The organism is Pedobacter sp. PF22-3 (assembly GCF_026239555.1).
In the GTDB taxonomy this organism is placed as follows: domain Bacteria; phylum Bacteroidota; class Bacteroidia; order Sphingobacteriales; family Sphingobacteriaceae; genus Pedobacter.
The window spans coordinates 218,464-230,741 of record NZ_JAPIVP010000002.1; the positions used below are offsets into that span (position 1 = coordinate 218,464).

Here is a 12,278-nt window from a genome sequence, read left to right on the forward strand (position 1 = left end):
GAATTGTAAATTTCTATTATAATCGTTAAAATTTAATCAGATTTGTCAAGATGGAATTAGTAATAACAAGCAGTACGAAAACGCTCCAATATTGGAAGCAACGGCCATATTTAAACGAAGAAACCAAACATCTGCTCTCAGATGTTGACGTGCTTATTGTTCCCGACGAGGATCTACGGGAGTTCAAAACGCCATTATTTCCAAGCAATATGATGGAAATATATGACTTATTGAAGGAACATTTTAATGTGGAAGCAGCAATCAATGACAAAGATTACCATGAACTATCTCTAAACAGCAAAAAGCACAGGTTCGGAATATATGCCGTTACGCTTGTTGTCGCACCACTTTTTGTGACTGTTTTGGGTAACTATATTTCCGACAAGCTAAAACATGAGGACCCAACCGATGAAATCGAACTCGAAATCATTTTGGATAATAACAGTGATCATTCGAAATCCATTAAATACCAAGGAACGGCCGAGGATTTTAAAAAAGTTGTCGACAAAGTTATAGAACTCTCAAAGGAAAAAGATGAACATAGAACAGATACTGCGAAATCCGCATCTACTGTACACAAAAAGTCATGACAACAAGGCTATTTTTGATTATTTTGTTGCAAAAATAAAAAGGCATGTTGAACGTGATGAGGAGCTCCTGGCTAATTCAACTGCTATTTTACAAAGCATCTTCAAAATCCAGGTCGATTACACCAAGGTATTTGAGCTCTTTTCCGTTCAAAAGTATTACTCAGCATGGTGCTTGCTTGAAAGAATCGAGATTGCTATAAAGGGAGTTTTATGGCACTATAATTTTATCGAAGATGAATATTATGTGCTGTTTATTAAAGAGTATGTAAAAAAATTACAGGGTCTTTATCCCTATAAAGTCTTTGGAAGCAGTGAGTATATAAAGAAAGAGACCAGGTGCAGCATCTGTGACAGTATAATCACACTAAGGAACCGATGTCCGCATAAAAAAGGAGAATTATACATGGGGGAAATGTGCACATATATCATTACTAAATCGGAAATGATAGGCATGTCCATAGTTGATGAGCCTTTTAACAAATATTCGGTCATGGGTGTTACCAAAGATGAGGATGATCCTTATAAGTATCAGAATATTGATTTTTTGTTATCGGTGATCGATCATCCTTTCAATCAGTGGAATACCGAGTCTTATAAAATATTTGAGCCGCACTCCAAATTTTCAGTCCCGAGAAATGAACCTTGCCCATGTGGTTCAAAACTAAAGTATAAAAAATGCTGTCTACCAAAGCCTGGAGTTGAAATGGATCATACGCAGTTCATCATGAAACAGCCAACAATGAAGACACGTGGGATGAAACCTACAAAAGTTCAAAAGGTCACCAACTAGCTTTTATATGGGAATCTAGCTGCACAGTTTTGCATCTAATCTTATATGTAACTACATAGTAGAGTAATCTTGAATTTCTCTACTATGTAGTTCTGTTCAATTAAATATCTTAAAATCTCTATTGAGCGACTTAGGACCGAACATTTTTCGAACTCATGGCTAATTTATATATTTTCATTATTTTCCATTCTCTTCTTATTCTTATAAATTTCCCTGATTATTCTGAAAAGTTCCTGTAGATGTTGCATTACAGATTCAGGTTCCCCGCCTGAAAAACTAAAGCCTGAAATCACATGATTTCAGACTTTTTTTTATTTAAACATCCTGTTCTAAATTCGAATGCGGAGGATATTCTTATAAACGGATCAATTACTCCTGTCATTAACCTCAAATCTGCCCGTTTTGAGGTGCAGTACCATTTTGAACACGATAATTTCTTCATCATGCGCATCTGTTTTGCCTGTACCATGCGATGGCTGCTCTGATGGTGTATTGGTTAAGGGCATCATCCGATGGATAATGCCCTGCAAAACATTTTGTTTTTCTGAAGTATCGGTGATTTCCTCAAATTTGCCCCAGCACACCACACTTTTCCAGTTAAAGGTGTCACGGATCTGGTCAATCTGGAAGCAGACCTGTGGGTTGCTTCTCATCATCCTGATTTTTTGTCCTGGAGCAGAATGCGCATAAACTGTACCGTTGCGGTACACATAATTAATGGGCACAATGTAACTCACTCCATGGGCGTGGCAGCCTAAACGACCTATATATTGCTCTTTAAGAAGCTTTTCAACTTCCTCTTCTTCTAATTTCCCTAACATTTCTTAAAAAGTTAATGTTGAATATTTATTGCTATGTTGTTCCCGAAATATCTAAAACAACCCTTCCCTCAATCTCTCCCATTTTCATCTGTTCAAATACTTCGTTAATGTCTTCCAGTTTTGCAGGTTTAATCTGCGCCTTCACCTTGCCATCTACAGCGAATTCGATAGCCTCCTGCATGTCTTTTCTCGTACCTACAATCGAACCCCTGATGGTAATCCTGTTCAGCACAGTATCAAATATAGGGAGGTCGAAACTGCCCGGAGGTAATCCATTTAGCGATAAAGTGCCTTTTCTGCGCAATGCGGAAAGCCCCTGACTAAAAGCGATAGGCGATACTGCGGTTACCAATACACCGTGCATTCCCCCGGTTTGTTTTTTAAGAAATTCCCCAGGATCCTGTTCAAGCGCATTAACTACAATGTCGGCACCCAATTTTCTGGCCATTTCCAATTTATCGTTTGAAACATCAATCGCGGCAACCTGAAAACCCATGGCTTTTGCGTATTGAACCGCCAGATGGCCTAATCCGCCAATGCCCGATATGGCAACCCATTCGCCTGCTTTTACTTCGGTTTCTTTTAAACCTTTGTAAACGGTAACCCCGGCACAGATAATTGGTGCCATTTCTGCAAAATTTACATACGAAGGAAAATGGGCAATATACCTGGAATCGGCAATTACATATTCTGCGAAACCGCCATCAACACTATAACCGCCATTTTGCTGCTCATAGCATAATGTTTCCCAACCTGTTAAACAAAATTCGCAACAGCCACAGGCACTATACAACCATGGAACGCCAACTACATCGCCTTCTTTAACACTTTTAACATCATGCCCCATGGCGGCTACCAAACCAATAGCTTCATGACCAGGCACTAATGGCATTTTTGATTTTACCGGCCAATCCCCATTACAGGCGTGCAGGTCCGTATGGCATACACCACATGAAATTACTTTCACCAGGATCTCATATTGATTCAGCGGTCTGACCGGAAGTTCTTCTATGGCCAGAGGTCCTCCATATTCATGGATAACAGCGGCTTTCATTGTTTTAGGATACATGTTTTTTGTTTAGGAATAAATTGTACAATTAAGTTTTATGCCATGATCGGCTGGCTTTACATCGGAATGCGATGTTCAGGCGGCAAAACCAGAAGCGGGATCTGAATATGATCAGACATGTTCAGCGTATAGCTGCCATTAAACAGGCGATAAAAAAAGCCGTGTTTCCGGTGTACCATCGCCAGCATATCGACTTGACCATTTTCTACGATCCAGTCCAGACCATCCTTAACCCGCTCACTATTTACATGCCTATGGTAGATATTTCTATAATTCACCCTATCGGCAACCCGGTTCAAAAAATCTTCCATTGTTTCTTTGTAAGCTGCCGGAGCTGATGTTGAATTACCGGTATGCATAATGAGTATATCGGCATTAAAAGGTTTTGCAAATTCGGCAAGCGCACATAAAACAGGGATGTCACTATGGCTAAAATCGGTGGCGAAAGCAATTTTTTTAGGCTTCCTGAACTGGTAGCCTTTGGGGATCAATAAAAGCGGTATTTCACGCTCAATCATTTTTCTGGCATTACTGCCGATTAAAATTTTGGAGAACTTGCTTGCACTGTTTAATCCCATTACAACAAGGTTCATTTTACATTCGGTAAAATATTTATAAACCTCATCATCCACCTCTCCACGAACAGATCTCGCATACACCTCTGGTTTAAGGCTATAATCGTGATAGGCAGCTTCATATTTCTTTTCGACCTTATGAAGTAATTTCTGCAATGCTTTTTTAGCGTCGTCTTCTATTTGGCTGCACGCTTCATAAGGCCACACCATCGATGCTGCAACTGGAGACACTATAGGAACCTGAAAAACATTGAATAGTTCTATCCTTGCCCCAATGTTATAGGCCAGATCAGTTGCATAATTAGCTGCGTTCTCTGCTGCTGGAGAGAAATCAACAGGTACCAGGATCTTTTTCATATTGCGCTCTGTTTATTAATCATAAAGTTTGTAAAAAACCCATGTTAAAAATGTGAGCAGCATCAGCTATTTAAATGATTTTCAACCAAATGAAGCGAATAACCATGATCCCAGAACCCGTTTTAATAAAAAAAGGACTTATGATGAAAGATATATTCGGATCGTCATTTCCTTTGCCTGATCAAAAGGGCTCCAGGTGTTTTAGATTTTATTAATTTGAACAATTAATGAGTTTAACGAAAGCACAAGTCAGGCCTTGCCAGGGCTAAACACTAAGACTTGCGCTAAGACCAGTGGTTAAAATATTTATTTGTAGCCTATATACAACATAGGGTTGACAAACTTGTCATAATAAGTAGTGCTATCAAAGTATTCCGCCAGAGTACATAACGTATTATAAAATCAATTATATGAAAAATCTATTTTAATTCTAATCTCAATGTTTTTAACATTTCACATAGATTATTGGCAGAATAACAATTCTGGTGATCCAAGAACCCGTTTAAACGTTACAGCCACATGTACAGGCCTTCAAACCAATTAAAATGATAAAACATATCTTATCAACATTCGTTCTTTTTGTGATTTGGCAGGGAACATATGGCCAGGTCTCGGCACCATATCTCTCTATGAATTTGGAAACTAAGGACAATAGCGCCAGTTGGCAGCCTATGCATAAAATGCCGGCTGGCAATTTCACTTTAGAATGGCTAAAATCTGGCGATATTCTTGTTTCATACAATAGAAATGAGGCTCCAACCAAGTACTTAAAGGAAACCAATTTTAGCTCTAAAGAGCTACAAAAACTTGATAAAAAGATTTCGGGTTTTAGCTTAAAGGGAATTTATCTGGATCCTGAACAGCCACCGGAATTCTACTATGTAATCTATTTTAATCCGAAAATGAAAAACTCTATTTTACTTGAATTACATGCCGTACTTGGCCACGTTGTCTCTGCAACTTATTATTCAGATAAAAAGATAAACCCGTTTCAGAACAGGATCTATAGCACCCTTAAATAAACAAACACTCTGGCGGAGCATAATTATTGGGAATGTCACTAAAAATGTTTGTTTCCTGCTTTTGGTGATTTATTATGTATTTCAGTGAAAGTGGCTGCTCCTTAATCCGATAGTAGACCAAGCGCCTACCAATAGGCCTATTTTTAAAACCGAAGCCGGATCTCTGATTAATACGCTGAGGATTATGGAAAGCAGTGAGGATAAACTTGTACTGATAAGCGGTTTGCAAACAGGTGCTCTCGATGATCTACAATCCATTAAATATACCCTCTTTAATGAGAAATTATCCAAAAGAAGATGCCTTTAATCTCACCATATTTACAAGATTTAACAAACCGATAAAACAATTTGCAATATCTTTATGCCATGAAAATCCATATCCTTGGTGCATCCTGTGCAGGCTCTACCACTTTGGGTGAAGCTTTATCTGCAGCGTTAAATATCCCCTATTTTGATACTGATCGTTTTTTCTGGGAAAAATCTGCTGTTCCCTATACCGTAAAGCGGGAAGCCCGAGTACGGAACCGGTTGCTTAAAGATGAATTAAGAAAATCAGAAAACTATATTGTGGGCGGCTCGCTGGTAAGCTGGGGCGAGGAGTGGAAACAAATGTTCGACCTTGTGGTTTTTCTTTACCTGCCAAAGGAAATCAGGTTGGAACGCCTGGTGAAAAGGGAAATAGAACGGTATGGAAACAATATTTATGATGATCCACAGCGCCACAACTTGTTTCTGGAGTTTATAGATTGGGCATCAAAATATGATGACCGTTCTTTCACAGGTCGGAATATTGGCATTCATGAAAATTGGCTGGCAAGTGTAAACTGTCCGGTTATCAAAATTGAAGGAGATACCACGGTAGCAGAACGGTTAAGTCGAATTATTGATGCTATTGACCGTAATTAAAGCTTTTAATATTTGATGCAGAAATGTATCCCATCCTGCATCAGCAACCGACTAACATAATTTAATGCATAATGCCGCTCGTAAATAGATACCAAAAGACTCTTCCTCAATTTAAGCACGATAAAAAAATGATTTATTTCATCAGGTTCTTTTGGTCGGCATCATTTTTGTTACAATGGCGGTATGAAAAGGAATGATGTAATCAGTGCGCTCTTAGGTATGTTGATTATGGCCATCACTTATTGGCTTTTGTTTTATAAATTCTCCTCTCCCGAAGAACATAAAAATGTAAGGATTTCTTCATCGGCACCACAGTTCAGAAACATAGAGTAATCATTTAAAAGCATATTAACCTTGATAAATTTTAAATTTATTTAGGATATAATTGTTTAATAGAGCAAAACTATAGATTCTACAAATTTTATAGTCTGATTTAATAAAAATAATTATTGTCTGTTACAAGCAGCAAAAGTGTAGGCTTTTTTAAACAGGTTAAAAAATAATTACCGGAAAATGCTTTAAGCATACTACGTTTTACGACAAAAAAGCGAACATATTTAGGTTATATAGCTGCAATTATCCCAATTGCTGCAGAAATAGATTCAAATCTTCTTCTTTGCCCAAACCTAACTTTTGTTTAATGCGGTAACGGCTCATTCGAACACTTTTGGGTTCGATACCTAAACGAACAGAAACCTCCTTATTGCTCAACCCCATCAACATATAAGAGCAATATTTTAAATCGAGCCGGGTAAGTGCATGGTTTGCTTTTTCCTGCAGGCGTTCAAAAAAAGCAGGATTGGCATCAAAAAAATCTACCTTATGTTCCTCAAATACTTTATCCATCTTTTTCTGCTGATTCACAATCCGTTTAATCTGCTCATCAAGCGAAAGGTGGCTTTCAGGATTTACCTTTTCTGTTATCAGCTCAAGCAGTTCATTCTTTTCCTCAATCTGTAAATTACCCACCAATACTTCCTTCTCTAACCGCTCCTGACGCTCTTTAAGCAAAACCTGCTCGGTTTGAAGCTGCATAGCTTCTGCCTCTTTCAGCTGCGCCATCAATTCTATAGCTTTTTTTTCCTGATCAATCAGTTCCTGCTTCCTGATCGATGCTTTGAGCTTATAATTATAAGACATCAACAATAAAAGCAATGCGGCAATGCCCGTTAATCCCGAAATAATATAAAAAACATTCAATTTTTTAGTATACTTGGTTTGCTGCTGTAAATAGGCAATCTCCTGCTCTTTTTTTTGGGATTGATACTGTGCCTCTATCCTAACGGTGCTATTTATTTTTTCTTCATCAAAAGCTTTTTTATAATAATTGAAATACTGCTTAAAATATTTTAAGGCTGCCTGCTGATTACCCTTTTTTTCGGCAATATTGGCAAGCCCCTGATATATTCTGGCCTGCGTTAGCGGCATTTTGACAACCACTCCAGAAATTTTATCCAATCCTGTGAGGAGTATTTTTTCTGCTTCGTCGTAATTTCCATCTCGCAATGCATATTCGCTCCTTAATCCATAGCAGTTAAGTAAAACCTCCAGTAAATTTGTTTTTGTCGCAATTCCCATTGCGATATCGACATATTTTTCAGCACTATCGCGATACGATGCCGGAAAATACTGAAAATAGGTATTGGCGGTATTTAAAGCTGCTGCAGCCGTATTACTGTAGGTAAGCATACGGCCCGCCTGCTCTTTCGAGAGTCGAAGTGACTTTTTATACATAAACAAAGCCGAGTCGAGTAGATTACGTTTTAATGTATCCAGCTTAAAACGGTCGAAATAACTTTGCCCTATGGTAAAATAAGCATTATTTAACAGGTCAACCTGTTTACTTTTCAAAGCGCTTGAGTAACATAAGCGGGCATATTTCTGTTGTTTTGATGGATCATTGCCATAACCATAAAAACTGGCCAGATAGTGATATATGGTACTCTCATAATCATCAGCATGCTGATCTTTAAAAAAATCGAGGGCTTTAAGCAGTTTGGGCACCGACTTATCATTCTCGTCGTTCACCAGGTCTAACCAACCGCTTCTAAACCAAACAAAGCCCAATGCAATACGATTTTTTGTTTTTTGAGCATAATATTGTGCACTATCTAAACTTGCATAAGCACTTTTAAGGTCTTTTTTCCATACGTATAAATGTACGAGAGTAGCATAGGCCATGGCTTTACTTTTTCCATCTCTTAACCCTTCTGCAACTTTCAGGGCCTCGTTAGCCTGCTGAAAGGAAAGCGGAAGGTTTTTTTCAAAATTAGCCTTTGCTAGTCTGCAGTATACATTTGCCTTTTCTTCCTTTGAAATGCTGTTCTGCGCCAGCAAGTGGTTTAACGAATCGAAATAGATCTTCTGTGCTTCGGCATTTTTAAAAAAAAGTAAAAGACAAAGTAAAATACTGGATAATTTTTTCAGTGGTAGCTGCATAATCAAAAATAGAAAAGAAACATTTACAGAAACAGAATTACAATAATTAATTGAAAATAACCCATTTTTAATGGCTTTTGTAGTCTCCTTGTAGACGGAATTTGATAAATCGGTAGTCGTAGTGTAGGTTCTCTTATCTTGGTGGTACATAAAGGCATAGGTAATTTTGTATGGTTCAATTTATTAAATTTTAAACCTATGAAACAGAAAACAATTGCAGTAGTTGCCTACATTACGCTCATCGGATGGATTATTTCTTATCTCGAATTTAAAAAATCGAAAGAAAAAAGTGCATTGGCCAATTACCATTTGGGGCAGTCGCTGGGTATTATCATTACCGCTATCCTTTTAAGTATCCTAAGCAGTATAATTCTGGCCGTAATTCCTTCCTTAGGTTTTGTCTTTTACCTCATTTTACTGGTTCCTTTTATCCTGATGTTATTGGGCATCGTAACCGCCAATAATGGATTAGAGAAGCCTGTTCCATTAATTGGAAAAGTATTTGAGAGGAAATTCAACTTCAATAGCAGAGCTATTTAAAAAACTGGTATAAAGTGAAATGACATAGCCTTCAATAAAATGGCAAAATCTTTGAAAGTATTTTAAACATAATTAATCTTATTATGACCTCTGAGCAATACAAACAACAGTTTAAACCAGATGATAGCCCCGGATGGCAAGCAATAGATGATCAACTGGAAAAAATTTATGGCACCACCGAAGCCCGCCATTATCCACCGTTGTGCGGAATCCATTATATAGCTGGTGGAACAGACCCGATAGATGGGGCCAGTATTTATGATAGTAACCACCAAAGCTTTCATCGGCACATTGTAAGCTACGGCATGAGCGAACTTTATTACAATGAAGAAAAAGCAGGTGGAGAATTTAGCAAGTGGGGTTTTGAATTTACCTTTAGGTTAGCACCATTTAAAGACGATGAAAAAGATCCTATCTGGGCCATTCAAGTGATGAATAATTTAGCCAGATATGTATTTTCGAGCGGTAAATGGTTCGAGGAAAATCACTTCATCCCGGCTAATGGACCAATAAGGCTCGATACCGATACCCAGATCACGGGTTTTGTTTTTGCATTGGATCCGGAACTGGGAAAAATTGAAACCCCTCATGGCGAACTTAGTTTTCTTCAGTTGGTGGGCATTACCAATACCGAGGTAGAAGAACTGAAAAAAAATCCCTCCGTTGGAGCTGTTGAAGCACTGATCGAAAACTTAAAAAAGGATAACCCTTTACTGATTACCGACTTGAATAGAAAATAAAAAACGGCTATGCGAAATATTCTTTTTATACTGCTCATCTTTGATTTAACCTCTTGCCAGTCGAAAAAGGCAGCTCATTTAAATACAGTTCTTCTACAGGCGGAAAGGACTGTATTTAATATAATGGCAGGTAAAAACGGCCCAAACGAAAAGAAACTAGAATGTATTATTAATGGCGATTTTAAATGTGCCCTACAAGCGATTGACGAAAAGGAACAGGCTTTTAACAAGGTAATTACTGAGATAAACACGGTGGAAACAAACGATATAGAATACGGAAATGACTTAAAGAAAGCAGCAATCAGTTATTATGATACTGTTAAACAAGTGGAAATTTCCGAACGGCAGGAAATCGCCTTACAGCAACTAAGCCAGGATAAAACAAATAAGGTAGAGGTGCGCGATAGCGCGATGGCAAAACAACTACAATTAATGAACAAAAAATCGGAAATGCGTAAGCTCATTAATAAAAAGGAAAGCAAGTTGGCCGAAATACAAAAACAGTTTAACTCAGTCAATCACCTTAATTAATGCCTGTAGCGTCCTACCCCATATCCTGTAAAAACAGTTTCAGGTCTTCATCCTTACCCAAACCCAATTTTTGCTTTATCCGGTAACGACTCATGCGTACACTTTTTGCTTCAATATGCATCAACTGAGCAATTTTTTTGGTATCCATTTTTAAATGAAGATAGGCACAGAGTTTTAAATCGAGTGGAGTAAGCTTCTGCTGCGCGCGCTGATTTAACAAAGAAAAAAACTCAGGATGCACCTGCTGAATCTGGAATTTGGCTTCTTCGAAATCATTATCCAACAGGAGTTCTTCATTCCAGATTTTATTGATATTAAGCCGCTGGTTATCATTAAGTTGTTCCTTAAGCTGAAACAAAATTTCCTTTTTGTGCTCAAGCTGTAACTGACTGGCCATTACTTCCTTCTGCAATTGTTGCTGCTGACTTTCCAGCAAAAGTTGCTCTGCTTTTAACCTGGCCTGCTCCTCTTTTTCGAACTTCATCTGTAGTTCGGCATCTTGTTTTTCTAAATGCAATTGCTTTTCGCGTTGTAAAGAGTACCTCAACCTGAAGTGGTAAGAGCGGAACATAAATATAAGGCCCAAAATGGAGGCAATGGCAATACCAATGTAAAGGTACTTTTGTTGCCGCGCATATTTTTCGCGTTGCTTTAATAACTTAACCTCATTGTTTCTTTTTTCAGCTTCGTACTGCACCTCTAATTTTTGAGCATTTAAAGTCCGTTTTTCATCAAAATATTTACTGTTGTATTCGGTTACTCGTTTCTGAAATCCCAATGCTTTTTCATAGTTACCCTGTTGCTCATAAAAATTAGTCAGAGCGGTTGTAACATTAATTAAAGTGTAATAGTAAGGTACTTTTTGAGTCTTTAATATGCTATAGGCTTCTTGGAGATAGGCTTCAGCCATAACAAAATTTTTATCTCTCTTGGCATATTCGCTTAAAATCCCCAAACTGCTCGCCCTAATTTCCTCACCGTTGATAGCCCCCTTCATTACTTCGTTGGCCATATCGGCATAGCGAATGGCACTGGCTTTTGCAGCTTGATCGGTATCTGAAAAATAACGCAAGTAATAATCTGCACTATTGATGCAGGCAATACCATAAGTTTTTCTGGCAACGTATTTAGGATATTGCTGATAAAGATTTTGGGCTTTATTTAAATAGTAAATTATACTATCGCGCAACACTTCGTTTTTAGTCCTGGCGTAATTATAATCTGCAGCAACAGATAAAGCGATATAACAATTACTTAACAGGTTATAATCGTTGGTTTTTAACGCATTTTCGGTAGCCGCCCTGGCATATTTATTTACATTTTTAACATCATCCCAATGGGTGTTGAGCGTGTAGAGCAGGTAATATATTTTGGCGCTAAGGTAAGGGTCAGGTATTTTTTCCAACAACTTCAGTGCAAGTCCACAATATTTGGTAATCTGCTCCGAATTATCAATCGCATTATAGAATAAAGCTTGCGCATAATAAGCATAGGCCATTGCAATAGGCTTCCGTAATTGTTGGGCAATAAACATTGCACTATCACTGGCTTTTTTTGATAGTACAAATGCTTTCGTTGTGGCATGTATGCTCGCCTGTATGGTATAGGCTTTTGTAACCTCTGTTAAATTTTTAAATTTTAAAGCTAAAGCTACGCTCTGTTGAGTCTTTAGAATTGCCGCTTTATAATCGCCATTAATTCTACTTCGCTCTGCAAGCTGGCTTAGCAATGCCGGTTTATCTTGATCTCTCAAATTATTAAGTGCAGTAGTATCCAATAATGTTTGCGCACTTGTTATAAAATAACTGGTACAAATGCCGATTAAGAGAAATATCTTTTTAAAACCTTGATGTTTCATAGGGTAAAATTAGCATAAAGATTGATTTAGGTGATAATTG

Annotated in this window: 13 protein-coding genes; 8 read left to right on the forward strand and 5 right to left on the reverse strand. The window is 37.8% G+C overall.

From position 1 onward, the window contains the following. Positions 1-50 precede the first annotated feature (50 nt). Positions 51-590 carry a hypothetical protein gene (locus OQX63_RS04110; protein WP_265849614.1) on the forward strand — a complete coding sequence of 180 codons (540 nt, stop codon included), beginning with the start codon at positions 51-53 and terminating at the stop codon, positions 588-590. Then, positions 535-1,380: an SEC-C domain-containing protein gene (locus OQX63_RS04115; protein WP_265849615.1), complete on the forward strand. Its 846-nt coding sequence runs from the start codon at positions 535-537 to the stop codon at positions 1,378-1,380. Before OQX63_RS04110 ends, OQX63_RS04115 begins: the two co-directional genes overlap by 56 nt. Before the next feature lie 365 nt (positions 1,381-1,745). Here the strand turns inward: OQX63_RS04115 and OQX63_RS04120 are convergent, their stop codons facing one another. The 3 genes from OQX63_RS04120 to OQX63_RS04130 form a co-directional block, all read right to left on the reverse strand. Beyond that, a complete protein-coding gene (locus OQX63_RS04120) occupies positions 1,746-2,201 on the reverse strand; it encodes a pyridoxamine 5'-phosphate oxidase family protein (protein ID WP_265849616.1) in 456 nt (151 codons plus the stop codon). Between the two features lie 31 nt (positions 2,202-2,232). Continuing rightward, positions 2,233-3,255 carry an alcohol dehydrogenase AdhP gene (gene adhP, locus OQX63_RS04125; protein ID WP_265849617.1) on the reverse strand — a complete coding sequence of 341 codons (1,023 nt, stop codon included), beginning with the start codon at positions 3,253-3,255 and terminating at the stop codon, positions 2,233-2,235. A 71-nt stretch (positions 3,256-3,326) separates the two neighbouring features. Then, positions 3,327-4,202 (reverse strand): universal stress protein, encoded by an 876-nt coding sequence (locus OQX63_RS04130; RefSeq protein WP_265849618.1) that lies wholly within the window; start codon positions 4,200-4,202, stop codon positions 3,327-3,329. A gap of 545 nt (positions 4,203-4,747) precedes the next feature. On the opposite strand from OQX63_RS04130, the gene OQX63_RS04135 reads away from it, so the two are divergent. The 3 genes from OQX63_RS04135 (at position 4,748) to OQX63_RS04145 (ending at position 6,463) form a co-directional block, all read left to right on the forward strand. Beyond that, the gene (locus OQX63_RS04135) at positions 4,748-5,224 is read left to right on the forward strand and encodes a hypothetical protein (RefSeq protein WP_265849619.1); all 477 of its coding nucleotides are present in this window, start codon (positions 4,748-4,750) and stop codon (positions 5,222-5,224) included. Between the two features lie 366 nt (positions 5,225-5,590). Then, a complete protein-coding gene (locus OQX63_RS04140) occupies positions 5,591-6,130 on the forward strand; it encodes an AAA family ATPase (RefSeq protein ID WP_265849620.1) in 540 nt (179 codons plus the stop codon). A 183-nt stretch (positions 6,131-6,313) separates the two neighbouring features. After that, a complete protein-coding gene (locus OQX63_RS04145; protein ID WP_265849621.1) occupies positions 6,314-6,463 on the forward strand; it encodes a hypothetical protein in 150 nt (49 codons plus the stop codon). Between the two features lie 243 nt (positions 6,464-6,706). Here the strand turns inward: OQX63_RS04145 and OQX63_RS04150 are convergent, their stop codons facing one another. Then, the gene (locus OQX63_RS04150; protein ID WP_265849622.1) at positions 6,707-8,719 is read right to left on the reverse strand and encodes a helix-turn-helix transcriptional regulator; all 2,013 of its coding nucleotides are present in this window, start codon (positions 8,717-8,719) and stop codon (positions 6,707-6,709) included. A 48-nt stretch (positions 8,720-8,767) separates the two neighbouring features. Here OQX63_RS04150 and OQX63_RS04155 point away from each other — a divergent pair, with 48 nt between their 5' ends. The 3 genes from OQX63_RS04155 to OQX63_RS04165 all read left to right on the forward strand — a co-directional run bounded on the left by OQX63_RS04155 (position 8,768) and on the right by OQX63_RS04165 (position 10,380). Next, a complete protein-coding gene (locus OQX63_RS04155) occupies positions 8,768-9,109 on the forward strand; it encodes a DUF4870 domain-containing protein (protein WP_265849623.1) in 342 nt (113 codons plus the stop codon). 83 nt (positions 9,110-9,192) lie between these two features. Further along, a complete protein-coding gene (locus OQX63_RS04160; protein WP_265849624.1) occupies positions 9,193-9,849 on the forward strand; it encodes a suppressor of fused domain protein in 657 nt (218 codons plus the stop codon). A 9-nt stretch (positions 9,850-9,858) separates the two neighbouring features. Then, positions 9,859-10,380, forward strand: coding sequence for a hypothetical protein (locus tag OQX63_RS04165; RefSeq protein WP_265849625.1), 522 nt, complete (start codon positions 9,859-9,861; stop codon positions 10,378-10,380). Between the two features lie 13 nt (positions 10,381-10,393). On the opposite strand, the gene OQX63_RS04170 is transcribed toward OQX63_RS04165, so the two are convergent. Then, a complete protein-coding gene (locus OQX63_RS04170) occupies positions 10,394-12,238 on the reverse strand; it encodes a helix-turn-helix transcriptional regulator (RefSeq protein WP_265849626.1) in 1,845 nt (614 codons plus the stop codon). Between the last annotated feature and the right edge of the window lie 40 nt (positions 12,239-12,278).